Source organism: Paracoccus panacisoli (assembly GCF_042435015.1).
Taxonomy (GTDB): Bacteria; Pseudomonadota; Alphaproteobacteria; order Rhodobacterales; family Rhodobacteraceae; genus Paracoccus; species Paracoccus panacisoli.
On the sequence record NZ_JBHMQU010000023.1, the window covers coordinates 1 to 23562 of the forward strand.

A 23562-nucleotide genomic window follows, 5' to 3' on the forward strand; every position below is an offset into this window, starting at 1 on the left:
CGGGGGACCGACCCGGCGCGGGGGCGACGGGGCGGCGGGCGGGGGCGAGAGGCGGGGTCATTCGATCCGAGGGCACGCGAGGGGAAGGGGTCAGGGTCAGCCGCGCGGCCGCGCCGGGGTGCCGGCCGCAGGCGCCGCGCCCATCGCCGTGGGCGCCACGGCGCTGGCGCGCGAGGCGGCGAGGGTCTGACGCAGCTCGGCCTCCATCTTCTGGAGGTCCATCTCGGCGGCGGCGCGGCGGGCCTTGCCCTCGTCGGCGATGCGCAGGCTGTCCTCGATGGTGGCGATCAGCTCGGCGTTGGCGGTGCGGACCGATTCGATGTCGAACACCCCCCGCTCCATCTCGGTGCGGATGCGGACGTTGGCCTCGCGCAGGTTTTTGGCGTTCGCGGTCAGCAACTCGTTGGTCAGGTCGGTCGCCTGCTTGACCGCACCCGCGGCCTGCGCGCCGCGCTGGATGGTGACCGCCTGGGCGAGCTGAGTCTCCCAAAGGGGCACGGTATTCACCAGCGTCGAGGAAATCTTCGTGACCAGCGACTTGTCGTTCTCCTGCACCAGCCGGATCGAGGGCAGCGACTGCATCGTGACCTGGCGGGTCAGCTTGAGGTCGTGGACCCGCCGCTCGAGATCGTCACGCAGCGCGCGCAGGTCGCGCAGTTGCTGGGCCGCGATCACGTCGCCGTCGGTGGCGTCGGCGGCGACCTTGCGCTCGGTCGCCGGGATGGTCTCGGCGTCGAGCTCGCGCAGCTTTTCCTCGCCCGCGGCGATGTAGAGGGCGAGCTCGTCGTAGAAGTCGAGCGTGCGCTCGTAGAGCACGTCCAGCGACTTGATGTCCTTCAACAGCCGGTGCTGGTGGGTGTCGAGGTCGGCGGTGATGCGGTCGATCTGGCCCTGCACCTGCTCGTAGTTGGCCACGAACTTGGCGAAGGGCGCGGCGCGGCCGGTCAGGCGTTCCCACCACGAGCGCTCGCGCCGGACGTCGAGTTCCGAGATCGAGAAGCCGCGGATGGTCGAGACGATGTCGCGCAGGCTGTCGCCGGCCGGGCCCACGTCCTTGTTCTTGACGTCGGCCAGCATGGACTGGCTGATTTCCTGCAGGCCCGACTGGGCACGGCTGCCGAAATGCACGATCGAGGTCGTGTCGGAAAGGTCGATCTCGGCCATGCGGCGGCGGATTTCCTCGGCCACCGGGGGGGCGGCTTCGGCCAGCGGGGCCACGGGCGGGGCGGGTTCGGGCAGGACCACGGCGGTCACGGCCTCGAGTTCGGGCAGCGCAGCCTCGGCGCGGGCTTGGGTCTGGGTGCTCATCGGGGGTCCCCTTGTGGCCGGTTCGAGGGCTGGGCGGCGGGCGAAGCTGCGGGCTGCCGCGGGCCGAAGTATCGCGCGATCAACAGGATATGGCCAGTAAAGTTCCGCGCCCTCGGCCCCGGCCGGCGGGGGGCGGGGGCGATCACGCGGTTGTGCGCGGTCGGGCGGCGGTGCCACCCGGCGGCTGGCGCGCGTTGCGCGGGCGGGGCGGCCTGTGTATGGAGCGTCGTTGCACGATTGGTGGAAGGAACATCATGCGCAGGGTCGTCGTCACCGGGCTGGGGATGGTCACGCCGCTGGCGTGCGGGGTCGAGGAAACATGGTCGCGGCTGCTCGAGGGCCAGTCGGGGGCGGGGCCGATCACCCGCTTCGACGCCGCGAACGTGGTCACGACCTACGCCTGCGAGATCCCGTTCGGCGACGGCGCGGACGGCAGCTTCAACCCCGACGACTGGATGGAGCCGAAGGACCGCCGCAAGGTGGACGATTTCATCCTCTACGGCATGGCCGCGGCGACGCAGGCGGTGGCCGACAGCGGCTGGACCCCTGACACCGACGAGGCGCGCGAGCGGACCGGGGTCATGATCGGCTCGGGCATCGGCGGGCTGACCTCGATCGCCGAGACCGCCGTGTTGATCAAGGAGCGCGGCCCCAAGCGGGTGTCGCCGTTCTTCATTCCGGGCGCGCTGATCAACCTTGTGAGCGGGCAGGTCTCGATCCGCTTCGGCTTCAAGGGGCCGAACCATGCGGTGGTGACGGCGTGCTCGACCGGCGCCCATGCCATCGGCGACGCGGCGCGGCTGATCGCGCTGGGGGATGCCGACGTGATGGTGGCGGGCGGCGCCGAGGCGCCGATCAGCGAGATCGGCATCGCCGGGTTCAACGCCTGCAAGGCGCTGTCCACCAAGCGCGCGGACGACCCCAAGGCGGCGAGCCGCCCGTGGGACGCCGACCGCGACGGGTTCGTCATGGGCGAGGGGGCGGGCGTCGTCGTGCTGGAGGAATATGAGCACGCCAAGGCCCGCGGCGCGAAGATCTATGCCGAGGTTCTGGGCTACGGGCTCTCGGGCGACGCCTATCACATCACCGCGCCGAGCGAGGACGGGGATGGCGGGTTCCGGTCGATGTCGGCGGCGCTGAAGCGTGCCGGGCTCGGGCCGGAGGCGCTCGACTACATCAACGCGCATGGGACGAGCACCATGGCCGACGTGATCGAGCTGGGCGCGGTCGAGCGGCTGCTCGGCGATCATGCGCGCAACGTCACCATGTCCTCGACGAAATCCTCGATCGGGCATCTGCTCGGTGCGGCGGGCGCGGTCGAGGCGATCTTCTGCATCCTCGCCATCCGCGACCAGATCGCGCCGCCGACGATCAACCTGGACGATCCGGTGCAGGAGACGCCGATCGACCTCGCCGCCAACGCCGCCGTGCGGCGCAGGATCGACGTGACGCTGTCCAACAGCTTCGGCTTCGGCGGCACCAACGCGAGCCTCGTCATCGGCAAGGTGCGCGACTGATGTGGCGGGCCATCGCCTCGAACGCGCTGACGCTGCTGGTCGTGCTGCTGGTCGGCGTCGCCGTGGCGGTGGCGTGGGGGCGCAACGCCTATGTCGCGCCGGGGCCGAGCGCGGCCGCGCAGTGCATCGAGATCCCGCAGGGCGCCAAGCTCGACGCGGTGAGCAAGCAGCTGGGGGCGCAGGGGGCGATCAGCTCGCCCTATATCCTGCGCACCGGGGCGGATTACGCGGGCAAGGCGGGGCAGCTGAAATACGGCAGTTACCTCGTGCCGCCGCACGCCAGCATGGCGGAGATCGTGGACACGATCACCGCCGGCGGCCCCTCGACCTGCGGGACCGAGGTGATCTTTCGGGTCGGCGTGCGCGAGAACGCGGTGGTGCTGCGCGACCTGAACCCCGCGAGCGGTCGCTATGAGGACCGGGTGAAATACGACCCGGCGAAGGAGCAGGCGCCCGAGGCCATCGTGCAGGCCGAGGCCAAGCCCGGCGCCCGCCTGCGGGTCGCGGTGGCCGAGGGCACCACGGTCTGGCAGGTGGTCGAGGGGCTGAAGCTCGCCGGTTTCCTCGACGGGGCGACGGGTCCGCTGCCGCCCGAGGGGGCGCTGGCGCCGGACACCTATGAGGTCAACCGCGGCGGCAACCGGCGCGAGCTGATCGACCGGATGCGCGCGGCGCAGCAGGCGATCCTGACCCGCGCGTGGGAGGCGCGGCCGTTCGGCCTGCCCTACAAGACCCCCGAGGAGGCGCTGACCATGGCCTCGATCGTGGAGAAGGAGACCGGGGTTCCCGACGAGCGGCGCACGGTCGCCGCGGTGTTCGTCAACCGGATGCGCGAGGGGATGCGGCTGCAGACCGACCCGACGGTGATCTATGGCGTCACCGGCGGCAAGGAGGTGCTCGACCGCGGGCTGCGGCGGTCCGAGCTGAACCGCAAGACGCCCTACAACACCTATCAGATCGACGGGCTGCCGCCGACGCCGATCGCCAACCCCGGACGGGCGGCGATCGAGGCGGCGCTGGCGCCTGACGAGTCGCCCTATCTGTATTTCGTCGCCGACGGCTCGGGCGGGCACGCCTTTGCCCGGACGCTGGCCGAGCACGAGGCGAACGTGGCCCGCTGGCGCGAGATCGAGCGGGCGCAGGGGGCGGATACGGAAAGCCCGGTGCAGACGGACTGACCTGCGTTCTGCGCTGGGCGGGGTGTCTGGGGCGAATCGTCGGGTTGGGGATTGGGGCCGGAAAGAGGGCCCGAGTCGGGGCGGGTTTGGCCCGCTGCGCGGCGGAAAGCGCAGGGTGTTGCGGCCGGGACGCTGGGGCGTTGCGTGCCGCAAGTGTCTGATTTGTAATATGGAAATCAAGAAGCTCGGCGCCCGGACCGGCGTTGCGGATTGACTTTGCGCACGGTCCCGGATACACATTCGACATGCTGGGAGAGATGGGCAAGCGGCCGGGGCGATGAGCCCGCGGGCCGCTTTTTCGTTTCTCGCTCGTGCGGACAGGCACCGAGGGGCAGGGCATCACCATATGGACATGAGGCACGACACCGGGCGCGAGCCGCCCGGCGCAGGACCGTTCGTCGCCGGGGGTGAGGGCGAGGGACTGGACGCACGGTTGAGCGGCGGGCCTCTGGCCCCCGAGGTGGCGATCGACGTGGCGGGGGACATCTTCCGCGAGGTCGCCGAGGAGCTGCACAAGCTGCGCATCGGCATCCGACGCGGCGAGGTGGAGCAGGCGGACAAGACGGGCAAGGCGGTGCGCGACCTCAGGGTGGCGACCGCGCTCGTGCTGGAGGAAAGGACGCGCGTTGACAAACTTCGCAAGGACATTGCCGGAGACGTCGGGCCGGGCACGCTCGACCTCGACGCCGCACGCGACGAGATCGGGCGCCGCCTGGCTTGCCTGCGCCGAGCCGGAGGAGGTTGATGCCTTCATCGCGGGGCTCTCGGACAACGCGCTGGCGAGCCTGCCATGGCTGTTCGAATTCTGGGCGCTGCCGCATCAGCTGCCGCCCGAAGGGGACTGGAAGTCCTGGGTGATCATGGGCGGGCGGGGCGCGGGCAAGACCCGCGCCGGGTCCGAGTGGGTGCGCGCGCAGGTCGAGGGTCCTGTGCCCGAGGCGCCGGGTCGGGCGCGCCGGGTGGCGCTGGTGGCCGAGACCTTCGATCAGGGGCGCGACGTGATGGTGATGGGGGACTCGGGCATCCTCGCCTGTTCGCCCCCCGACCGGCGGCCGGTGTGGGAGGCGGGGCGGCGTCGCCTCGTCTGGCCGAACGGGGCGACCGCGACGGTCTATTCGGCGCACGAGCCCGAGGCGCTGCGCGGGCCGCAGTTCGACGCGGCCTGGGTCGACGAGCTGGCCAAGTGGAAGAAGGCCGAGGACGCCTGGGACATGCTGCAGTTCGCGCTGCGGCTGGGCGAGAACCCGCAACAGGTGGTCACGACCACGCCGCGCAACGTCGGCGTGCTCAAGACGATCCTGCGCAACCCCTCGACGGTGGTGACGCACGCGCCGACGGACGCCAACCGGGCCTATCTGGCCGAGAGTTTCCTGACCGAGGTGCAGGCGCGCTATGCCGGCACGCGGCTCGGGCGGCAGGAGCTGGAGGGCGTGCTGCTCGACGATGTCGAGGGGGCGCTGTGGACGACGGCGATGCTCGAGGGCTGCCGGGTGGACGCGGCGCCGAAGCTCGACCGGATCGTGGTGGCGGTGGACCCGGCGGTGACGGGCGGCGCGGGCAGCGACGAGTGCGGGATCGTGGTCGCAGGTGTCCAGTGCGAGGGGCCGCCGCAGGACTGGCGGGCGGTCGTGCTTGAGGATGCGAGCGTGCGGGGCGGGCCGACGGACTGGGCGCGGGCCGCCATCGCCGCGATGGAACGGCACGGGGCCGAGCGGCTGGTGGCCGAGGTCAACCAGGGCGGCGATCTGGTCGAGAGCGTGATCCGGCAGGTCGATCCGCTGGTGCCGTTCCGCGGCCTCCGGGCCGGGCGCGGCAAGGGCCTGCGGGCCGAACCGGTGGCGGCGCTCTACGAGCAGGGGCGCATCAGGCACCTGCGGGGCGGGGGCCTCGGCGCGCTCGAGGACCAGATGTGCCGGATGACCGTCAGGGGCTTCGAGGGGCGCGGCTCGCCCGACCGGCTGGATGCGCTGGTCTGGGCGATCCACGCGCTGATGATCGAGCCGGCGCAGGCGTGGCGGCGGCCTCAGGTGCGGGGGCTGTGAGAGTGCGCTGAACCTCCCTCCTCGGGCTGGACATAAATATCCCGGGGGTCCGGGGGCAGCGCCCCCGGGCGGCACGTGCCGGCGAAACAAGCGAAACAGGGCCGCGGGAGCGCGGCGGGGCCGTCCCGGCGGGGGCGGCTTTTTTCATCGACAGGAGGCACGCATGGCGATGCGGTGGTTCGGGCGGCGCGGGCCGCAGGCTGAAGCGGCGGGGCTCTCGGACAGCGGCGGCGGCGGCGGTTCCGTCCGGGCCGAGGCCGTTCCGGTGGCGCCGGTGGGGGCGCTGGCGTCGCCGGGCGAGTGGAAGTCGAGCGCCGCGCCGTTGGGCGGCGTGGTGGCGCAGGGGCCGTGGCAGGGCGCGGTCGCCCGCGCCGTGGCCGGGATGCGGGACGGGGGCACGCTGACGCGGGCCGGGTTCATCGGCAACCCGGTGGGCTTCCGCGCCGTCAAGCTGATCGCCGAGGCGGCGGCGGCGGTGCCGCTCGTCTGCCAGGACGCGCGGCTGCGCTATGAGGTGCACCCGGTCATCGACCTGCTGCGCCGGCCCAATCCCGGGCAGGGGCGGGCCGAGCTCTTCGAGGCGCTGTTCGGGCAGTTGCTGCTGAGCGGCAACGCCTTCGTCGAGGCGGTGCCGGACGAGGCCGGCGGCGGCGTCTCCGGTCTGCCGGGCGAGCTGCACGTGCTGCGCTCGGACCGGGTGAGCGTGGTGCCGGGGCCGGATGGCTGGCCCATCGGCTACGACTACGCGGTGGGCGGGCGGCGGGTGCGGTTCGACATGACCGGCAGCCCCGACCCGATCTGCCACATCCGCAGCTTCCATCCGCTTGACGATCACTACGGCCTCTCGCCCCTGCAGGCGGCGGCGACGGCGATCGAGGTGCACAGCGCGGCGAGCCAGTGGTCGCGGGCGCTTCTGGAGAACGCGGCGCGGCCCTCGGGGGCGATCGTCTATCGCGGCGGCGACGGGCAGGGGGTGCTGGCGCCTGAGCAGTACGAGCGGCTGGTCGAGGAGATGGAGGCGCATCACCAGGGGGCGCGCAACGCCGGGCGGCCGATGCTGCTGGAAGGCGGGCTCGACTGGAAGCCGATGGGGTTCAGCCCGGCAGACATGGAGTTCCACGAGACCAAGCTGGCCGCGGCCCGCGAGGTGGCGATGGCCTTCGGGGTGCCGCCGATGCTGATCGGCATCCCCGGCGAGGCGACCTATGCCAACTATGCCGAGGCCAACCGGGCCTTCTACCGGCTGACGGTGCTGCCGCTGGCGACGCGGGTGGCGGCGAGCCTCGGGTGGTTCCTCAGCGAGCATCTGGGCGAGGAGGTCGATCTGAAGCCGGACCTCGACCAGATCCCGGCGCTGGCGGCCGAGCGCGACCAGCACTGGGCGCGGGTGGGGGCGGCGAGCTTCCTGACCGATGCCGAGAAGCGGGCGGCGCTGGGCCTGCCGCCGCTGGGGCTGACGGCGCGGGGGGAGGGTTGAGATGGAGGGGTCGAAGTTCATCGACCGGCCCTCGATCTGGCACGAGCAGAAACTCGAGGCGCAGGAGCGGATCATGGCCTTGCAGTTCGGACAGGTGGACCGGCGGCTCGAACGGATCGAGGCGCTGATCGAGGGGCTGGAGCGGCGGCTGTGGATGACGGTGTACGGCGTGGTCGCCGTGATCCTGACGCAGGCCGTGCAGTCGATCTTGCAGTTTGCGCCGAAGGGGGGCTGAGGGGATGCGGATGGACGATCTGGGGCTGGAGCTGAAGTTCGCGGGCGGCGCGCCGGTGCTGACCGAGACCGAGGCGGGCGGCCATGTCATCGAGGGCTATGCGAGCCTCTTCGGGGTTGCCGACCAGGGCGGCGACGTGGTGGCGCCGGGGGCCTATGCGGCGAGCCTCAAGCGGCTGGCGGACACGGGCGACAAGGTGCGGATGCTCTGGCAGCACGACCCGGGCCAGCCGATCGGCATCTGGGACGAGGTGCGCGAGGACGGCCGGGGCCTGTGGGTCAGGGGCCGGCTGCTGCCCGAGGTGGCGCGGGCCCGCGAGGCGTCGGCGCTGGTCGCGGCGGGGGCGATCGACGGGCTGTCGATCGGCTATCGCACCGTCCGGGCCGAGCGCGACGAGACCGGGCGGCGGGTGCTGGCCGAGGTCGAGCTGTGGGAGGTGTCGCTGGTGACCTTCCCGATGCTGCGCGAGGCCAAGGTGGCGGGCAAGTCCGACGACCCCGGCGCGACCGCGGACGAGGCGGCGCTGGTCGAGGCGCTGCGGGCCGCGACCGAGGCGCTGCGCGGGGCGCGGTAGGGCGCGGCCCCTCTTCACGCATGAGGCCCGGGCGGGCCGGGCGGCGGGACGGCGGGGCGGGGGCCCGCGCCGGGCCTGCGGCTGCGGCCCGCCCCCTGGGCAGATGGGTACGGCAGCGGGCGGGGCGCACCCGCGACGCCGGACGGCAGGCGGCCCCCCGACGCAATCGGGGGCCGCCTTTTTCGCGCGGCAACGACGACGAGGAGAGACGGCAATGACCGAGAGGACGGCCCGGGCGGCCGGGGTTCCCGGCGGCACGCCGGACGGCGTGAGCGGGGCGATGGCCGAGTTCGTCAACGAACTCAAAGGCTTTCGCGCTGACATCGAAGAGAAACTGCAAGCACAGGACAAACGCATGACCATGCTGGACCGCAAGACCGCGCTGCGCGGCCGTTCGCCGCTGTCGCACTCGGCCGAGACCGAGGCGCCGCACCAGAAAGCCTTTGCCGCCTATCTGCGGCGCGGCGACGACAGCGCGCTGCGCGGGCTCGCGCTCGAGGAAAAGGCGATGGCGGTGGCGACCGACGGCGGCTATCTGGCCGCGCCCACGATCTCGGACGGGGTGCAGGCGGCGCTGCGGGCGACCGGCTCGCTCAGGGCGCTGGCCAACGTGGTGCAGGTCGAGGGCGGCAGCTACGAGGTGCTGCTCGACAAGTCGGATATCGGCGGGGCCTGGGTCAGCGAGACCACGGCCACCGAGACCGACAGCCCGCAGGTGGACAAGATCGTGGTCCCGCTGCACGAGCTGGCGGCGATGCCGAAGGCCACGCAGCGCCTGCTGGACGACGCGTCGTTCGACCTCGAGGGGTGGCTGGCCGAGCGGATCGCCGAGAAGTTCGCCCGCGCCGAGGCGACCGCGTTCATCAACGGCAACGGGTCGGACAAGCCGCGCGGCATCATGACCGCGGCGATGGCCCCGAACGCCACCGCGACCGAGATGCAGGTGGGCATGATCAACACCGGCGTGGCGGGCGATTTCCCCGCCGCGGCGCCGGCGAACGTGCTGATCGACCTCGTCTATGCGCTGGCCGCGCCCTATCGCGCCAACGCCACCTTCCTGATGAACAGCCGGGTGGCCGGGCTGATCCGCAAGATGCGCGACGGCGACGGGCGCTATCTGTGGACCGACAGCCTGGCGGCGGGTGAGCCGGCGCGGCTGCTCGGCTATCCGGTGATGATCTCGGAGGACATGCCGCCGCTGGGCGGGGGGTCGAAGTCGGTGGCCTTCGGCGACTTCCGCCGCGCCTACACCATCGCCGAGCGCGCCGACCTGCGCATCCTGCGTGACCCGTTCTCGGCCAAGCCGCACGTGCTGTTCTATGCCACCAAGCGGGTGGGCGGGAACGTCGTCGATCCGCGTGCCTACAAGGTGCTGAACTTCTCTGCCTGACGGGCGGCGAAGGGGGTCGCGGTGGCGGTCGGCCGGACCGGCCAAGCCATCTGTCCGCGCGCGCTGCGGCCGATCAGCGGCCGCCGCGACCCCGCTTTTCATCAACGGCTGCTGCGGAGGCACGGAGGTTACGGAAATGTTGCTCGTCGAGGAAACGGCGCCGGCGCCGGAGGCGCTGCCGGTGGCGGCGCTCAGGCGCCATCTGCGCCTGGGATCGGGGTTCGAGCCGATCGAGGACGAGACCGAGGAGGCGGCGCTGGCGGGGTTCCTGCGCGCCGCCATCGCCACGGTCGAGGCGCGCACCGGCAAGGTGCTGCTGACGCGGGTGTTCCGGCTGCGGCTGGAGGACTGGCGCGACCCCGCGGGCCAGCCGCTGCCGCTGGCCCCGGCGCTGGCGGTGGTCGCGGTCGAGATGACGGATGCCGCGGGCGAGACCGTCGCGGTTCCGCCCGCGCGGTTCCGGCTGATCCCCGACAGCCAGCGGCCGATCCTCGCCCCGGTCGGGGCGGGTGAGTTGCCGATGGTGCCGATCGGCGGCCATGTCACGGTGCGGTTCCAGGCCGGCTTCGGCACGAGCTGGGACCGGGTGCCGGGCGATCTGGCGCAGGCGGTGATGATGCTCGCCGCCCGCTACTACGAGGACCGCGGCTTCGACGGGGGCCAGAACCTCGCGCTGCCGCACGGGGTCGGGGCGCTGATCGAGCGCTGGCGCGCGGTCCGCACGCTCGCCGGCCGGGGCGGGCGGGCATGAGCGCGCCGCGGCTGACGGTGCCGCTGGTGCTCGAGGCGCCCAGGCGGGTGGCGGACGGGATGGGCGGCTATCGCACGGACTGGACGCGGCTCGGCATCCTCTACGGGCGGATGCGGGCCGGGGCGGGGGCCGAGCGGCAGGCCGAGGTCGGGGCCGAGAGCGTGGTGGCCTGGCGGATCACCCTGCGCGCCGCCCGGCTGGGCGATCCGCGCCGGCCCCGGCCGGGGCAGCGGTTCCGCATGGGGGCCCGGGTCTTTCCGATCGAGGCGGTGGCCGAGGCGGATGGCGCGGGGCTGTGGCTCGACTGTGTTGCACGCGAGGAGAGGTTGTCATGAGCCTAGCGGCTTCGGCGGCATTGCAGGCCGCCGTCTATCAGGCGCTGCGCGCCGACCCGGGACTGGGGGCGCTGGTCGGCGACGCGGTCTTCGACGCCATGCCGGTGACGGCGCCGACGGGCACGCACGTGGCGCTCGGCCCGGAGGACGTGGCGGATGCGGGCGACATGACCGGCGGGGGGGCGCGGCATGATTTCGTCGTCTCGGTCCTGTCGGGGTCCGAGGACGGAGGCGGCTTCGGCCCGGTCAAGGCGGCCGCCGCGGCGGTCGTGGCGGCGCTCGAGGACGGCGCCCTGACGCTCGAGCACGGCCATCTGGCCGGCTTGTGGTTCGTCGCCGCACGGGCGCGGCGGTCCGACGGCGGGGCCGGGCGGCGCGTGGACATGACGTTCCGGGCCCGCATCGACCTGGGTCTCAACGCAGCTTGAAGGAGGGTCACAGCATGGCTGTGCAGAACGGACGCGATCTGTTGATCAAGATGGACATGACCGGCACCGGCAGTTTCGAGACCATCGCGGGGCTGCGCGCCACGCGGCTGGGCTTCAACGCCGAGACGATCGACGTGACCTCGACGGCGAGCCCCGGGGGCTGGCGCGAACTGCTGGGCGGGGCGGGCATCCGCTCGGCCTCGATCTCGGGCTCGGGCGTGTTCCGGGACGCCGCGACCGACGAGCGGGCGCGGCAACTGTTCTTCGACGGCGAGGTGCCGCGCTGCCAGGTCGTCGTGCCGGGGTTCGGCACGGTCGAGGGGCCGTTCCAGATCACCGGGCTGGAATATGCCGGCAGCTACAACGGCGAGGCGACCTATGAGCTGTCGCTCGCCTCGGCCGGGGCGCTGACCTTCGTGGCGGCGGTGTGATGGGCAACCCCCATCGCGGCGAGGTGACGGTGCTGCTGGACGGCGTGCCGCACACGGCGCGGCTGACGCTGGCGGCGCTGGCGGGTCTTGAGGCGGACCTGGGCGCGGACAGCCTGATCGGGCTGATCGAGCGGTTCGAGAGCGGCCGGTTCGCCAGCCGCGACGTGCTGGCCGTGCTGGTCGCGGGGCTGAGGGGCGGCGGCTGGCAGGGCGGGCCCGAGGCGCTGATGACGGTCGAGATCGGCGGCGGCCCGGTGGGGGCGGCGCGGGCCGCGGCTGAGCTGCTGGCGCGGGCGTTTCATGGCGCCGCGTGAGGGCGATGGCGCGGCGTCGTGCGGCGGGGCAGGCCGGGAAGCTGGCTTTGAGGCGGGCCGCCCCGCGGGGGGACTCGACTGGGCCGGGCTGATGCGGGCCGGGCTGACGCGGGCGAGCCTCGGCGGGCTGGGGCTCGCGCCGCGGGAGTTCTGGGATCTGACCCCGGCCGAGCTGGCGCTGATGCTGGGGATCGAGCCGGGGCGCGGCGGCGGCATGAACCGCGCCGGGCTGGAGGCGCTGATGGCGCGGTTCCCCGATGCGCCCGCGGGCGGGGGCTGACGCGCAAACGAGGAGAGGCAGATGGCGGACAAGGACGGGTTTGCGGCCGGAGGGCGCGACGGGTTCGAGCGGCTGGGCGAGCGGCTGGACCAGTCGGGGCGGATCACGGCCGCTTTCGAGACCGAACTGGGGCGGCTGTCGCAGGTGATGGCGCAGACCGGGCGCGAGGTGACGACGTTGACCTCGGGGTTCGGGGGCGGGCTGCGGCGGGCCTTCGAGGGGGTGGTGTTCGATGGGATGAAGCTGTCGGACGCGCTCAAGGGCATTGCGCGGAACATGGCCGACACGGTGTTCGCCGTGGCCATGCGGCCGGTGCAGCAGGCGGTGGCGGGCGCGCTCGCGCAGGGGGTCAGCGGGTTCGTCTCGGGCGCAATGCCCTTCGCGCAGGGCGGGGCGTTCACCCAAGGCCGGGTGATGCCGTTCGCGCGCGGCGGGATCGTGACGCAGCCCACGCATTTCCCGATGCGCGGCGCGACCGGGCTGATGGGCGAGGCCGGGCCCGAGGCGATCATGCCGCTGCGTCGCGGCGCCGACGGGCGGCTGGGCGTCGCCGCCGCCGGCGCGGGCGGGCGGCCGGTCAACGTGACCTTTAACGTCTCGACCCCTGACGTCGCCGGGTTCCGGCGCAGCCAGGGGCAGATCGCGGCCAGCCTCGGACGGGCGCTGGCGCGGGGTGAAAGGAACGCATGATGGCATTTCACGAGGTCCGGTTTCCGCCCAAGCTGTCCTTCGGGTCGCTGGGCGGGCCCGAGCGGCGCACCGAGATCGTCACACTGAGCAACGGCTTCGAGGAGCGGAACAGCCCTTGGGCGCATTCGCGCCGCCGCTATGACGCGGGGGTGGGGCTCCAGAGCCTCGACGACATGGCGGCGCTGATCGCGTTCTTCGAGGCGCGGGCGGGGCAGCTGCACGGGTTCCGCTGGAAGGACTGGGCGGATTACAGCTCGGCGCTGCCGAGCCGGGCGGTGAGCGCGGGCGATCAGCTGATCGGGCGCGGCGACGGGCGGACGGTGCGGTTCGCGCTGTCGAAGCTCTACCGCTCGGGTGAGGCGAGCTATCGCCGGCCGATCGCCAAGCCGGTGGCGGGGACGGTGAAGCTGGCGCTCGGCGACGTGGAGCTGGTCGAGGGCACCGATTTCACCGTCGATCTGACGACCGGCGAGGTGACGCTCGCCGTCGCGCCGATGATGGATGCGCCGGTCACCGCGGGGTTCGAGTTCGACGTGCCGGTGCGGTTCGACACCGACCGGATCGCGGTGTCGGTCGCCTCGTTCGAGGCGGGCGAGGTGCCGCAGGTGCCGGTGGTCGAGGTGCGGCAATGACCGAGGTGGTGACGACGCTCGCCCGCGCCTGGGCGGTGACGCGGGCCGACGGGATGGTGCTGGGGTTCACCGACCATGACACGGGGCTGAGCTTCGAGGGCATCGCCTTTCGTCCCGACGCGGGGTTGACGGCGCAGGCGCTGGTGCAGGGGCTCGGCCTCGCGGTGGACAACACCGAGGCGCAGGGGGTGCTGTCGGATGACGCGATCACCGCCGCGGACCTAAGCGCCGGCCGCTGGGATGGCGCGGAGGTGCGGCTGTGGGAGGTGGACTGGACCGCCCCCGCCAACCGCCGGCTGGTGTTCCGCGGCAGCCTTGGCGAGGTGACGCTGGCGCAGGGCGCCTATCGCGCCGAGCTGCGGGGTCTGGCCGAGGCGCTGAACCGGCCCCAGGGGCGCGTCTATCACGCCCGCTGCGCGGCCCGGCTGGGCGACGGCGCCTGCCGGTTCGACACCACGCGCGAGGGGTATCGGGCCGAGGGGCGCATCACCTCGCTGGCCGAGGGCGGGGCGCGGCTGGTGCTGGCCGAGGTGCCGGCGCATGAGGCCGGGTGGTTCGAGCATGGGCGGGTCGAGTTCCTCGACGGGCCGGCGCAGGGCCTCGAGGGCTGGGTCAAGATCGACGCGATGCCGGCCGCGGGGGTGCGGGCGGTCGAGCTGTGGACGGCGCCCGGCGCGGTGCCGGCGGTGGGCGACCGGGTGCGGCTGATCGCAGGCTGCGACAAGCGGGCCGAGACCTGCCGGATGAAGTTCCTCAACTTCCTCAACTTCCGCGGCTTTCCGCATCTGCCGCCCGAGGATTGGCTGATCTCGCCGCAGGCGCATGGGGGCGGGCGGTGAGCGGCGCGGGTGCGCGGGCGGTGGCGGCGGCGCGGCTGTGGCTGGGGACTCCCTATGTGCACCAGGCCTCGGCGCAGGGCGCGGGCAGCGACTGCCTGGGGCTGGTGCGGGGGGTGTGGCGGGCGCTCTATGGCGCCGAGCCGGAGCGGCCGCCGGCCTACAGCGCCGACTGGGGTGAGGTGGGGGACGCGGAGCTCTTGTGGCAGGCGGCGCTGCGGCACCTGATCCCCGTGGTCGAGCGGGCGCCGGCCGAGGTGGGCGAGGTGCTGCTGTTCCGGATGCGGGGCGGGGCGATTGCCAAGCATCTGGGCATCCGCACGGCCCTCGACGGTGCGCCGGGCGGGGCGCGGTTCATCCATGCCTATGAGCGGCACGGGGTGGTGGAAAGCCCGCTTTCGGCCCCGTGGGCGGCGCGGATCGCGGCGCGGTTCCGCTGGCCCGAGGCGGGCTGAGGCGCGCCGGGCCAGCCAAACGGGGCCGCAGGACGGGACGAGTTCAAGGAGGAAGGCGATGGCGACGATACTTCTCGCGGCGGCGGGCGCCTCGGTCGGGGCGGGCTTCGGCGGCACCATGCTGGGGCTGACCGGCGCGGTGATCGGCCGGGCCGTCGGCGCGACCATCGGCCGGGTCATCGACCAGCGGCTGATGGGCGCGGGCGCGAAGCCGGTCGAGACCGGCCGCGTCGACCGGCTGCGGCTGCAGACCGCGGGCGAGGGGACGCCGATCCCGCGCATCTGGGGGCAGATGCGGGTGCCGGGGCACGTCATCTGGGCCTCGCCCGTGACCGAGATCAGCCGCACCGAGGAGGTCGGCGGCAAGGGCGGCAGCGGGCCGAGCGTGACCGAGCTGACCTATCGCGTGAGCCTTGCCATTGCGCTGTGCGAGGGGCCGATCCTGTCGGTCGGCCGCATCTGGGCGGATGGCGAGGAGATCGCCGCGGGCGAGCTGAACCTGCGCGTCTATCCGGGCAGCGAGACGCAACTGCCCGACCCGGCGATCGCCGCGCATGAGGGCGAGGCCGCGCCGGCCTATCGCGGGATTGCCTATGTCGTGCTCGAGGAGCTGGCGCTGGAGCGGTGGGGGAACCGGGTGCCGCAGCTCTCGTTCGAGGTCACGCGCGGGGTGACGGGCGCGGCGTCGCTGGCCGAGAACGTGCAGGCCGTCGCGCTGATCCCCGGGACGGGGGAGTATGCGCTGGCGACCGAGGAGGTCTCGGTCGATCTGGGGCTGGGCGAGACGCGCATCCTCAACCGCAACACGCCGATGGGGGGGACGGATTTCGAGGTCTCGCTGGCCACGCTGGGGCGCGAGTTGCCGCGGGTAGGGTCGGTGTCGGTGGTGGTGTCGTGGTTCGGTGACGATCTGCGGGTGAACCACTGCACGGTGCGGCCGAAGGTCGAGCAGACCGAGCAGGACGGCGCCGGCATGGCCTGGCGCGCGGGCGGAATCGGGCGCGCGGCGGCGGGCGTGATCGCGCGCCGGGACGGGCGGTCGATCTATGGCGGCACGCCCGCGGACGCCTCGGTCGTGCAGGCGATCCGGGCGGTGCGCGCATCGGGGAAGGCCGCGGTGTTCTATCCGTTCATCCTGATGGAGCAACTGGCCAGCAACGGCCGCCCCGATCCGTGGAGCGGCGCGGCCGACCAGCCGGTGATGCCGTGGCGGGGGCGGATCACCAACTCGGTGGCCGCCGGCCGGGACGGCTCGCCCGACGGGACGGCGGCGGCGGACGCCGAGGTGGCGGCGTTCTTCGGCACCGCCGCGCCCGGGGATTTCCGGGTCGAGGGCGGGCGGGTCGTCTATGGCGGGCCCGACGAGTGGTCCTATCGCCGCTTCATCCTGCATTACGCGCATCTCTGTGCGCTGGCGGGCGGGATCGACGCGTTCCTGATCGGGTCGGAGATGATCGGGCTGACGCAGATCCGGGGGGCGGGGCACCGCTATCCGGCCGTCGCGGCGCTGCGGCAGTTGGCGGCGGACGTTCGCGGCATCCTCGGGCCCGGGGTGAAGCTCGGCTATGCCGCGGACTGGAGCGAGTATTTCGGCCATCACCCGGGCGGGGACGAGGCGGTGTTCCACCTCGACCCGCTGTGGGGGGATGCCAACATCGACTTCGTCGGCATCGACAACTACACGCCGCTGTCGGACTGGCGCGAGGGCGAGACGCATCTCGATGCCGGCTGGGGGGATGTCCACAACGTCGATTACCTGCGCGCCAACGTTTGCGGCGGCGAGGGGTATGACTGGCATTATGCCAGCGACGCCGACCGGGCCGCGCAGCGCCGCACCCCCATCACCGACGGGCAGGGGGAGCCGTGGATCTGGCGCTACAAGGACCTGCGCGGGTGGTGGTCGAACTGGCATTATGACCGGGGGCCGGGGGGTGGCCGCTCGGACGCGCCGACCGCCTGGATGCCGGGGTCGAAGCCGATCTGGTTCACCGAATACGGCTGCGCGGCGCTCGACAAGGCCACCAACCAGCCGAACAAGTTCCTGGATGCGATGAGCAGCGAGTCGATGCTGCCGTGGTATTCGGACGGGCGGCGCGACGATGCGATCCAGGCGGCCTATGTTGAGGCGGTGACCTCGTACTGGGGCGATCCGGGCAACAATCCGCTGCGCGCCGACGGCAAGGGGCGGATGGTCGAGCTGTCGCGCGCCCATGTGTGGGCGTGGGATGCGCGGCCCTATCCGGCGTTTCCGGGGCGCGACGATTTGTGGTCGGACGGCCCGGCGTGGGAGCGGGGGCACTGGCTGAACGGCCGTGCCACGGCGCTGCCGCTGGGCGACGTGGTGTCCGACATCTGCCGCCGCTCGGGGCTCGACGGCGTGGACGTGAGCGGCCTGTGGGGCGTCGTGCGCGGCTATGCGGTCAGCGGGACCGAGACCGCGCGGGCGGCGCTGCAGCCGCTGATGCTGACGCACGGGTTCGACGCGGTCGAGCGGGAGGGCGCGCTGCGCTTTGTCATGCGCGACGGGCGGCTGGACGAGACCGTGCCGCTCGAGGACCTGGCGGTGGTCGAGGAGGCGCCGGGGCTGGAGGTCACCCGGGCGCCGGCGGCCGAGCTGGTCGGCCGGGTGCGGCTGAGCCATGTCGAGACGGGGGCCGATCACGCGATCCGCACCGCCGAGGCGGTGCTGCCCGATGCGACGGCCATCGCGGTGTCGGACAGCGACGTGCCGATGGCCCTGACGCGGGGCGAGGGGCACGCGGTGGCGGCGCGCTGGCTGGCCGAGGCGCGGGTTGCGCAGGAGGTGGCGCGGTTCGCGCTGCCGCCCTCGCGCGCGCATCTCGGGCCGGGGGACGTGGTGGCGCTGGGCGAGGACGCCACACGCTGGCGGATCGACCGGGTCGAGCGGGCGGGGGCGACCCTCGTCGATGCGGTGCGGATCGAGCCGGGGGTCTATCGCCCGGCGCCGCAGCCGCTCGAGGGGCCTCGGGTGGCCCGGCACGTCCCCGCGGGGCCGGTCTGGCCGGTGTTCCTGGACCTGCCGCTGCTGCGCGGGACCGAGGCGCCGCACGCGCCGCATCTGGCGGCGACGGCGACCCCCTGGCCGGGGGCGGTGCGGGCCTGGTGCGCGGTCGATGAGGCGGGCGGCTACGCGCCGAACGTGATCCTCAGCCGCCGCTCGGTCATGGGGGTGACGCTGGCGCCGCTGGCGGCGGCGCGGCCGGGGGTGCTGGACCGGGGCGCGCCGCTCAGGGTGCGGGTGAAGGGCGGCAACCTGCGCTCGGTCACGCCCGAGGCGCTGCTGGCGGGGGCCAACGTCATGGCGATCGGCGACGGCTCGCCCGGCAACTGGGAGGTGATGCAGTTCACCACCGCGACGCTGGTCGCGCCGGGGGAGTGGGAGATCGCCGGCCGGCTGCGGGGGCAGGCCGGGACGGACGCGGTGGCGCCGGCGGTCTGGCCGGCGGGCAGCGTGGTCGTGCTGCTCGACGGGGCGGCGCGGCAGGTCGAGCTGCCGCCCGACGCGCGCGGCCAGTTGCGGCACTGGCGCATCGGGCCGGCGAGCCGGTCGCCGGACGATCCCGCCTATCGCCAGCGCGACGAGGCCTTTGCCGGGATCGGCCTCAGGCCGCTCTCGCCCTGTCATCTGCGCGTCCGCGACGGCCGGGCCGCGTGGGTGCGGCGCACCCGGATCGGCGGCGACGGATGGGACGGGTACGACGTGCCGCTGGGCGAGAGCGTCGAGCGCTATCTCGTGACTGCCACGCAGGGCGGGCGCGAAATCGCCCGTGACGTGGTGGGCGAGCCGTTCTGGGCGCTGAGCGGCGCCGTGCAACAGGCGGCGCTCGCCCCGGGCGGGGTCGAGATCGCGGTCGCGCAACTGTCTGATGTCTTCGGGCCGGGCCCGTCTGCAAGGAGCGTTTATCATGGCTGAACAGACCACCCTGCGTTGCGGCCTGCCGCTGCTGCAACCGGCGCAGGCGCAAAAGCACGTCACGGTCAACGAGGCGCTGATGCGGCTCGACGGGCTGGTGAACCTGGTGCTGCAGAGCGTGACGACCGCCGCCCCTCCGGCGACGGTCACGGACGGGCTGTGCTTTGCGGTGCCCTTTGCCGCGAGCGGCGCATGGGCGGGGCAGGACGGGCGGATCGCCGTCGGCAGCAACGGGGGGTGGGTGTTCGTCGCCCCCTCGCGCGGGCAGCAGGCGTTCGTGGCGGACCGCGGGGTGACGGCGATCTGGACCGGCAGCGCCTGGGCGGTGGGGGCGCTGACGATGGGCGCCTTTGGCGCGGGGCTGAGCGCAGGGCTGATCGAGGCCGACGTGGCGGTGGCCGCGGGGACCGGCTTTGCCTCGGGCGTGAAGGTGCCGGCGCACTCGCTGATCGTGGGCGTCACGGCGCGGGTGACGGAGGCGATCACCGGCACGCTGACGAGCTGGAGCCTCGGGACGGCCGCGGATGCGGGGCAGTTCGGCTCGGGTCTGGGGAAGGGCTTGAACTCGTGGGCGCAGGGGCTGTTGTCGGCGCCGATGGCCGTCTATGCGCCGCTCGAGCTGCGGCTGACCGCGGCGGGCGGCGCGTTTGCCGGCGGGCGGGTGCGGGTCGCCGTGCACACGCTGGCGCTGCGGCTGCCCGATCCGGTCGCCGCGTGACGCGAGGGCGCGCCGTGCGGTGCGCGGCGCGCGACCCGGCCGGTCTTTCGATCGGGGGCGATCTGGCGTATCTCTGGGGCACGACCGATGGAGAGACGCATGGACGAGCAGCGCGATCCGAGGGGCCCCGCCGCCCAGTCCCGCAATGCGCTGTGGGCGGCGATACGGTCCGAGGCGGCCGAGGCGGTGCGCACCGAACCACTGCTCGGGGCGCTGATCCACGCCGGGCTCTTGCACCACGCGACGTTCCAGGCGGCGCTCGCCTATCGCTTTTCGCTGAAGCTCGCCTCGGGCGAGATGAGCGAGCAGATTCTGCGCGAGATTGCCGACGACGCCCACGCCCGCGCGCCCGCGCTGGCCGAGGCCGCGCAGGCGGACCTCGAGGCAGTGTATGAGCGCGATCCGGCCTCGCACCGGCTGATGCAGCCGATGCTGTTCTTCAAGGGGTTCCAGGCGCTGCAGGCTTATCGGATCGGCCATTGGCTGTGGAACAACGGCCGCATCGACATGGCCTATTTCGTCCAGATGCGCTGTTCCGAGGTGTTCGGCGTGGACATCCACCCGGCGGCCCGGATCGGGACCGGGGTGATGATCGACCACGCCCATTCCATCGTGATCGGCGAGACGGCGGTGGTCGGAAACGACGTGTCGATGCTGCACTCGGTCACGCTGGGCGGCACCGGCAAGGAGGACGGCGACCGGCATCCGAAGATCGGTGACGGGGTGATGATCGGCGCCGGCGCCAAGGTGCTGGGGAACATCCGCGTCGGGCATTCGAGCCGGATCGCGGCGGGCTCGGTGGTGCTGGCGGATGTGCCGCCGTGCAAGACCGTGGCCGGCGTGCCCGCGCGGATCGTGGGCGATGCGGGCTGCGATCAGCCCTCGGACGCGATGAACCAGATCCTCGGGCTTGAGAGCCTGTTCTAGCGGGCCCAACGTTCCGGGTCGGCGCCGGTGACCTCGGCGAGGGTCTTGCCCTCGGCCGCGAGTCGGGCGTCGAGGCCGTGCGCGATCTCGGACGCGAGCGAAAATCCGTTGTAGATCAGGGCGCTGTAGAGCTGGAGGGCGGAGGCGCCGGCCTCGAGCTTGGCCCAGGCCTGCTCGACCGAGCCGATGCCGCCGACGCCGATGATCGGCAGTTTCCCGTCGGTCAGCAGCCGCAGGCGCGCGAGGATGCGGGTCGAGCGGGTGAAGAGGGGGGCGCCGGAGAGGCCGCCCGTCTCGGCCGCGTGGGGCGAGGTGAGGCCGCTGCGGTCGAGCGTGGTGTTGGTGGCGATGATGCCGGCGGCGCCCGAGTCGGTCAGCACGGCGGCGAGTTCGGCCAGCGCGGCGTCGTCGAGGTCGGGGGCGATCTTGACCAGCACCGGGGGGCGGGCGGCAGTCTCGTCGCGGGCGGCGAGGACGCCGGCGATCAGCGCGGCGAGCGCGCGGGCGCCTTGCAGGTCGCGGAGCTTTTCGGTGTTGGGGGAACTCACGTTGATGGTCAGGAAATCGACGTGCGGGGCGGCCATCCGGGCGACCTCGGCGAAGTCGGCGGCGCGGTCGGGGCTGTCCTTGTTGGCGCCGAGGTTCAGGCCGACCGGGACCGGCGAGGGGGCGCGGGCGGCGAGGCGGCCGGTGATCGCGGCCGCGCCCTCATTGTTGAAGCCGAAGCGGTTGATGATGGCGCGGTCGGCGGTGAGGCGGAAGAGCCGTGGCTTGGGGTTGCCGGGCTGCGGGCGGGGGGTGGCGGCGCCGACTTCGATAAAGCCGAAGCCGGCGCGGGTTAGCGGGCCGAGGGCGCGGGCGTTCTTGTCGTAGCCGGCGGCGAGGCCGACGGGGTTGGGCAGGGCGAGGCCCGCGACGGTTGTGGCGAGGCGCGGCGAGGTCACGGGCGGGCCGGGAAGCGGCACGACGCCTGCGGCCAGCGCCTTGAGGGAGAGGTCGTGGGCACGCTCGGGGTCGAGGCGGTGCAGCGCGGCGAGGCCGGCGCGTTCGATCAGGCGCATGGCAGGCCCTTCAGGTCGTGGCCCGCGGGCGTTAGCGGGATGGGGCGGGTGTGCTCCACATCCGCGAGACGCAGCGGGCGGTAGAGATGGGGGAAGAGGGCGCCGCCGCGCGACGGCTCCCACCGGAGGGCGGGGCCGAGGCGGGCAGTGGGGCAGGCGAGCAGCGTCAGGTCGGGCTCGGCCGCGAAGTGCTTGGCAAGGGTGCCGGGGAGTTGTGCGGCGGTCGAAAAGTGGACGTAGCCGTCGGCGAGGTCGACGGGGGCGCCGAGGGTTTCGCCTGCCGCTTGCAGCGCCGCCCATTCGGCGGGGCGCAGGACCTTGTAGACGGTCGCGGGGGGCAGCGCGGCGAGGACGCGGGCGGCGAGGCGGCGGTCGGCGGGCGCTTCGGGGCCGCGATGCCACGGGGCGAAGCGCAGGCGGAAGGCGGCGAGGCGGGTGTCGGGGTCGGCCTCGGGGTAGCCGATGCGGGTGAGGCCCGCGGCGAGGGGCTCGGGCGCGTCCGGCGCGTCCGCCGCGGGCGCGAGGGCGAGGCCCTGGCGGGCGAGGCGGGCCCAGTCGAAGCGGGGGCCGGGGTCGGATTTCCGGCCCGGCGCCATGTCGGAATGGGCGATGACGCGGTCGGGCGGCATGGACCAGCGGGTGAGGATCGCGGCGAGCAGCTCCTCGAGCGCGGCCATCTGCGGCTCGGGGAAGGGGCGGTCGCCGGGGTTCGCAAGCTCGATGCCGACGCTGTGTGAGTTGACGTCGTCGCGCCCCTGCCAGGCGCCTGCGCCGGCGTGCCACGCGCGGCGGTCCTCGGGGACCAGCGCCTCGGTGGTGCCGTCCTCGGCGATGAGCCAGTGGGCGGAGACCTCGGCCGCCGGGTCGCAGAGCCGGGCGCGGGCTGACGCCAGATCGGCCATGCCGGTGTAGTGGAGCACGACCAGATCGGGCTGGTTTGTGCCGCGGCGCGGGCCGTGGTTGGGCGAGGGGTGGGGGTCGGTCATTCCTGCCAGGCGCGGATCAGCGTGCCGTCGGCGGCGACGACCCGCGCGTGGGGGCGGTCCCAGTGCAGGGTCTGGCAGTCGTCGGGGTAGTGGACCGTGTCGCGGTCGGGGTTGGTGCCGGCGCATAGATAGCGTAGCGGCGCGGCTGTGTGGTTCCAGATGTGGTGGGCGTTGGCGGCGCCGGCGGGCCAGAGCGCCATGTCGCCGGGGGCGAGCTCGGTCGCGCCGTCATCCTCGATGACGGTGGCGCGGCCGTCGAGGATCAGCACGAACTCGTCCGAGCTGCTGTGCCAGTGGCGCATGGCGGAGCGCTGGCCGGGGGCGAGGGTGACGATGTTGACGCCCATCTGCGCCAGCCCGGCGGCGTCGCCGAACCGCTCTTCGATCCGCGGCGCCGAGCCGTTGACCTGCTGGGCCGGCACCGAGCCCCGGCGCAGGATCACAGCGGCTCGCCGCGGCTGGGGGTCCAGCCGCAGACGCGGCCGTCGCCGTCCGGGTCGAGGCCGAGCGGGTCGCGCTGCGGGCCGCCCTGCGCGAGGAAGGCGCGCTGCGCCGCCTCGGGCGAGGGCCAGGCGGCGCAGTTGCCGGGGCGCACCGAGCCGTCGCGGGCGTAGCGGCCTGCGGGGGTCACCACGACCGCTTGCGGTGTGGCGCCCACGACGACGGCGGCGGGTGCCGCGCGGCGGACGGGATAGACCACGGGCGGCGGCACGTCGAAGGCCGGCGCCCGGGCGCGGTCGGGCAGGCGGCGGTTCGAGGTGATGCCGACCGCACCGGCGGCGATCGTCGTCTCACGCTCGATGATCTGGACCGGGGTCGGACCGGCAAGCTCGGCCGCGGTGGGGGCCTTGGCCGGCAGCGCGATCGGGATGCCGCGCGGCGGCTCGGCAATCTTGCCGGTCAGCGCCGATTCGCGGGTACGGAGGTAGTCGCCGTAGGGCGTCGCCTCGGCGCGGTAGTTGGGATTCCAGCCCTGGTTCTCGCCGGAGCAGGCGGCGAGCGCGATGGTCAGCGCGATGGGCGGGATCAGGTTCAAGGCGCGCATCGCGGGGTCCTTTGCGTG

At 73.4% G+C, this 23562-nt stretch carries 26 protein-coding genes and 1 pseudogene; 21 read left to right on the plus strand and 6 right to left on the minus strand.

Annotated elements, in window-relative coordinates; genetic code table 11:
* Positions 1 to 96 precede the first annotated feature (96 nt).
* Entirely contained in the window at positions 97 to 1308 is a 1212-nt protein-coding gene (locus ACFHYO_RS05800) for a toxic anion resistance protein (protein WP_394318999.1), read from the minus strand.
* 254 nt (positions 1309 to 1562) lie between these two features.
* On the opposite strand from ACFHYO_RS05800, the gene fabF reads away from it, so the two are divergent.
* The 21 genes from fabF to cysE all read left to right on the plus strand — a co-directional run bounded on the left by fabF (position 1563) and on the right by cysE (position 20452).
* A complete protein-coding gene (gene fabF / locus ACFHYO_RS05805; protein ID WP_036711797.1) occupies positions 1563 to 2825 on the plus strand; it encodes a beta-ketoacyl-ACP synthase II in 1263 nt (420 codons plus the stop codon).
* Entirely contained in the window at positions 2825 to 4003 is a 1179-nt protein-coding gene (gene mltG / locus ACFHYO_RS05810) for an endolytic transglycosylase MltG (RefSeq protein ID WP_036703912.1), read from the plus strand. The genes fabF and mltG overlap by 1 nt, the downstream gene beginning before the upstream one ends.
* Before the next feature lie 346 nt (positions 4004 to 4349).
* Complete coding sequence (locus tag ACFHYO_RS05815; protein WP_052171956.1) at positions 4350 to 4748, plus strand: hypothetical protein; 399 nt, start codon at positions 4350 to 4352, stop codon at positions 4746 to 4748.
* Complete coding sequence (locus ACFHYO_RS05820; protein WP_394319002.1) at positions 4651 to 6045, plus strand: DNA-packaging protein; 1395 nt, start codon at positions 4651 to 4653, stop codon at positions 6043 to 6045. Before ACFHYO_RS05815 ends, ACFHYO_RS05820 begins: the two co-directional genes overlap by 98 nt.
* Positions 6046 to 6208: 163 nt before the next feature.
* Positions 6209 to 7522 carry a phage portal protein gene (locus ACFHYO_RS05825; RefSeq protein ID WP_394319004.1) on the plus strand — a complete coding sequence of 438 codons (1314 nt, stop codon included), beginning with the start codon at positions 6209 to 6211 and terminating at the stop codon, positions 7520 to 7522.
* Position 7523: 1 nt separating this feature from the next.
* A complete protein-coding gene (locus ACFHYO_RS05830; protein WP_036703910.1) occupies positions 7524 to 7757 on the plus strand; it encodes a GTA head formation protein, RCAP_rcc01685 family in 234 nt (77 codons plus the stop codon).
* 4 nt (positions 7758 to 7761) lie between these two features.
* On the plus strand, positions 7762 to 8331 hold the full coding sequence (locus tag ACFHYO_RS05835; protein ID WP_394319006.1) for an HK97 family phage prohead protease: 570 nt from the start codon (positions 7762 to 7764) through the stop codon (positions 8329 to 8331).
* Positions 8332 to 8545: 214 nt separating this feature from the next.
* The gene (locus ACFHYO_RS05840) at positions 8546 to 9721 is read left to right on the plus strand and encodes a phage major capsid protein (RefSeq protein ID WP_036711800.1); all 1176 of its coding nucleotides are present in this window, start codon (positions 8546 to 8548) and stop codon (positions 9719 to 9721) included.
* Between the two features lie 136 nt (positions 9722 to 9857).
* Positions 9858 to 10472 (plus strand): head-tail connector protein, encoded by a 615-nt coding sequence (locus ACFHYO_RS05845; protein ID WP_036703904.1) that lies wholly within the window; start codon positions 9858 to 9860, stop codon positions 10470 to 10472.
* Complete coding sequence (locus tag ACFHYO_RS05850) at positions 10469 to 10807, plus strand: head-tail adaptor protein (protein WP_394319008.1); 339 nt, start codon at positions 10469 to 10471, stop codon at positions 10805 to 10807. The genes ACFHYO_RS05845 and ACFHYO_RS05850 overlap by 4 nt, the downstream gene beginning before the upstream one ends.
* Positions 10804 to 11235: a DUF3168 domain-containing protein gene (locus ACFHYO_RS05855; RefSeq protein WP_036711801.1), complete on the plus strand. Its 432-nt coding sequence runs from the start codon at positions 10804 to 10806 to the stop codon at positions 11233 to 11235. Before ACFHYO_RS05850 ends, ACFHYO_RS05855 begins: the two co-directional genes overlap by 4 nt.
* A gap of 14 nt (positions 11236 to 11249) precedes the next feature.
* Positions 11250 to 11666: a phage major tail protein, TP901-1 family gene (locus ACFHYO_RS05860; RefSeq protein WP_036703899.1), complete on the plus strand. Its 417-nt coding sequence runs from the start codon at positions 11250 to 11252 to the stop codon at positions 11664 to 11666.
* Entirely contained in the window at positions 11666 to 11980 is a 315-nt protein-coding gene (locus ACFHYO_RS05865; protein ID WP_394319010.1) for a gene transfer agent family protein, read from the plus strand. Before ACFHYO_RS05860 ends, ACFHYO_RS05865 begins: the two co-directional genes overlap by 1 nt.
* The gene (locus ACFHYO_RS05870) at positions 11967 to 12260 is read left to right on the plus strand and encodes a phage tail assembly chaperone (RefSeq protein WP_394319012.1); all 294 of its coding nucleotides are present in this window, start codon (positions 11967 to 11969) and stop codon (positions 12258 to 12260) included. Before ACFHYO_RS05865 ends, ACFHYO_RS05870 begins: the two co-directional genes overlap by 14 nt.
* Before the next feature lie 21 nt (positions 12261 to 12281).
* Positions 12282 to 12950: an RcGTA-type gene transfer agent tail tape measure protein gene (locus ACFHYO_RS05875; protein ID WP_168782518.1), complete on the plus strand. Its 669-nt coding sequence runs from the start codon at positions 12282 to 12284 to the stop codon at positions 12948 to 12950.
* Positions 12950 to 13582: a DUF2460 domain-containing protein gene (locus tag ACFHYO_RS05880; RefSeq protein WP_168783813.1), complete on the plus strand. Its 633-nt coding sequence runs from the start codon at positions 12950 to 12952 to the stop codon at positions 13580 to 13582. The genes ACFHYO_RS05875 and ACFHYO_RS05880 overlap by 1 nt, the downstream gene beginning before the upstream one ends.
* Entirely contained in the window at positions 13579 to 14421 is an 843-nt protein-coding gene (locus tag ACFHYO_RS05885; RefSeq protein ID WP_394319013.1) for a phage/gene transfer agent baseplate hub protein, read from the plus strand. The genes ACFHYO_RS05880 and ACFHYO_RS05885 overlap by 4 nt, the downstream gene beginning before the upstream one ends.
* On the plus strand, positions 14418 to 14873 hold the full coding sequence (locus ACFHYO_RS05890) for an NlpC/P60 family protein (protein WP_394319015.1): 456 nt from the start codon (positions 14418 to 14420) through the stop codon (positions 14871 to 14873). The genes ACFHYO_RS05885 and ACFHYO_RS05890 overlap by 4 nt, the downstream gene beginning before the upstream one ends.
* Before the next feature lie 58 nt (positions 14874 to 14931).
* A complete protein-coding gene (locus ACFHYO_RS05895) occupies positions 14932 to 18807 on the plus strand; it encodes a baseplate multidomain protein megatron (RefSeq protein WP_394319016.1) in 3876 nt (1291 codons plus the stop codon).
* Positions 18800 to 19525 (plus strand): DUF2793 domain-containing protein, encoded by a 726-nt coding sequence (locus ACFHYO_RS05900; RefSeq protein WP_394319018.1) that lies wholly within the window; start codon positions 18800 to 18802, stop codon positions 19523 to 19525. Before ACFHYO_RS05895 ends, ACFHYO_RS05900 begins: the two co-directional genes overlap by 8 nt.
* A gap of 99 nt (positions 19526 to 19624) precedes the next feature.
* Positions 19625 to 20452 (plus strand): serine O-acetyltransferase, encoded by an 828-nt coding sequence (gene cysE / locus ACFHYO_RS05905; protein ID WP_036705055.1) that lies wholly within the window; start codon positions 19625 to 19627, stop codon positions 20450 to 20452.
* Here the strand turns inward: cysE and ACFHYO_RS05910 are convergent.
* From ACFHYO_RS05910 to ACFHYO_RS05925, 5 genes and pseudogenes are all read right to left on the minus strand, one after another.
* A complete protein-coding gene (locus ACFHYO_RS05910; RefSeq protein ID WP_394319020.1) occupies positions 20449 to 21513 on the minus strand; it encodes a quinone-dependent dihydroorotate dehydrogenase in 1065 nt (354 codons plus the stop codon). The two genes, cysE and ACFHYO_RS05910, sit on opposite strands and share 4 nt — an antisense overlap.
* Positions 21504 to 21854: a DUF952 domain-containing protein gene (locus tag ACFHYO_RS16175; RefSeq protein WP_512700647.1), complete on the minus strand. Its 351-nt coding sequence runs from the start codon at positions 21852 to 21854 to the stop codon at positions 21504 to 21506. The genes ACFHYO_RS05910 and ACFHYO_RS16175 overlap by 10 nt, the downstream gene beginning before the upstream one ends.
* A pseudogene (locus ACFHYO_RS05915) lies at positions 21849 to 22499 on the minus strand (N-acetylmuramoyl-L-alanine amidase); the annotation flags it as partial. The gene ACFHYO_RS16175 and the pseudogene ACFHYO_RS05915, both read right to left, overlap by 6 nt.
* The gene (locus ACFHYO_RS05920; protein ID WP_394319023.1) at positions 22496 to 22942 is read right to left on the minus strand and encodes a cupin domain-containing protein; all 447 of its coding nucleotides are present in this window, start codon (positions 22940 to 22942) and stop codon (positions 22496 to 22498) included. The gene ACFHYO_RS05920 and the pseudogene ACFHYO_RS05915, both read right to left, overlap by 4 nt.
* Positions 22939 to 23544, minus strand: coding sequence for a hypothetical protein (locus tag ACFHYO_RS05925; RefSeq protein ID WP_394319025.1), 606 nt, complete (start codon positions 23542 to 23544; stop codon positions 22939 to 22941). Before ACFHYO_RS05925 ends, ACFHYO_RS05920 begins: the two co-directional genes overlap by 4 nt.
* Positions 23545 to 23562: the final 18 nt, after the last annotated feature.

Coding starts and splice junctions, on each gene's coding strand:
- ACFHYO_RS05850 (WP_394319008.1), top strand. CDS start 10,469: ATGAGCGCGCCGCGGCTGACGGTGCCGCTGGTGCTCGAGGCGCCCAGG.
- ACFHYO_RS05885 (WP_394319013.1), top strand. CDS start 13,579: ATGACCGAGGTGGTGACGACGCTCGCCCGCGCCTGGGCGGTGACGCGG.
- ACFHYO_RS05895 (WP_394319016.1), top strand. CDS start 14,932: ATGGCGACGATACTTCTCGCGGCGGCGGGCGCCTCGGTCGGGGCGGGC.
- ACFHYO_RS05855 (WP_036711801.1), top strand. CDS start 10,804: ATGAGCCTAGCGGCTTCGGCGGCATTGCAGGCCGCCGTCTATCAGGCG.
- ACFHYO_RS05875 (WP_168782518.1), top strand. CDS start 12,282: ATGGCGGACAAGGACGGGTTTGCGGCCGGAGGGCGCGACGGGTTCGAG.
- ACFHYO_RS05800 (WP_394318999.1), bottom strand. CDS start 1,308: ATGAGCACCCAGACCCAAGCCCGCGCCGAGGCTGCGCTGCCCGAACTC.
- ACFHYO_RS05925 (WP_394319025.1), bottom strand. CDS start 23,544: ATGCGCGCCTTGAACCTGATCCCGCCCATCGCGCTGACCATCGCGCTC.
- ACFHYO_RS05880 (WP_168783813.1), top strand. CDS start 12,950: ATGGCATTTCACGAGGTCCGGTTTCCGCCCAAGCTGTCCTTCGGGTCG.
- ACFHYO_RS05815 (WP_052171956.1), top strand. CDS start 4,350: ATGGACATGAGGCACGACACCGGGCGCGAGCCGCCCGGCGCAGGACCG.
- ACFHYO_RS05830 (WP_036703910.1), top strand. CDS start 7,524: ATGGAGGGGTCGAAGTTCATCGACCGGCCCTCGATCTGGCACGAGCAG.
- ACFHYO_RS05845 (WP_036703904.1), top strand. CDS start 9,858: ATGTTGCTCGTCGAGGAAACGGCGCCGGCGCCGGAGGCGCTGCCGGTG.
- ACFHYO_RS05840 (WP_036711800.1), top strand. CDS start 8,546: ATGACCGAGAGGACGGCCCGGGCGGCCGGGGTTCCCGGCGGCACGCCG.
- fabF (WP_036711797.1), top strand. CDS start 1,563: ATGCGCAGGGTCGTCGTCACCGGGCTGGGGATGGTCACGCCGCTGGCG.
- ACFHYO_RS05900 (WP_394319018.1), top strand. CDS start 18,800: ATGGCTGAACAGACCACCCTGCGTTGCGGCCTGCCGCTGCTGCAACCG.
- ACFHYO_RS05865 (WP_394319010.1), top strand. CDS start 11,666: ATGGGCAACCCCCATCGCGGCGAGGTGACGGTGCTGCTGGACGGCGTG.
- ACFHYO_RS05870 (WP_394319012.1), top strand. CDS start 11,967: ATGGCGCCGCGTGAGGGCGATGGCGCGGCGTCGTGCGGCGGGGCAGGC.
- ACFHYO_RS05910 (WP_394319020.1), bottom strand. CDS start 21,513: ATGCGCCTGATCGAACGCGCCGGCCTCGCCGCGCTGCACCGCCTCGAC.
- mltG (WP_036703912.1), top strand. CDS start 2,825: ATGTGGCGGGCCATCGCCTCGAACGCGCTGACGCTGCTGGTCGTGCTG.
- cysE (WP_036705055.1), top strand. CDS start 19,625: ATGGACGAGCAGCGCGATCCGAGGGGCCCCGCCGCCCAGTCCCGCAAT.
- ACFHYO_RS05825 (WP_394319004.1), top strand. CDS start 6,209: ATGGCGATGCGGTGGTTCGGGCGGCGCGGGCCGCAGGCTGAAGCGGCG.
- ACFHYO_RS05860 (WP_036703899.1), top strand. CDS start 11,250: ATGGCTGTGCAGAACGGACGCGATCTGTTGATCAAGATGGACATGACC.
- ACFHYO_RS05835 (WP_394319006.1), top strand. CDS start 7,762: ATGCGGATGGACGATCTGGGGCTGGAGCTGAAGTTCGCGGGCGGCGCG.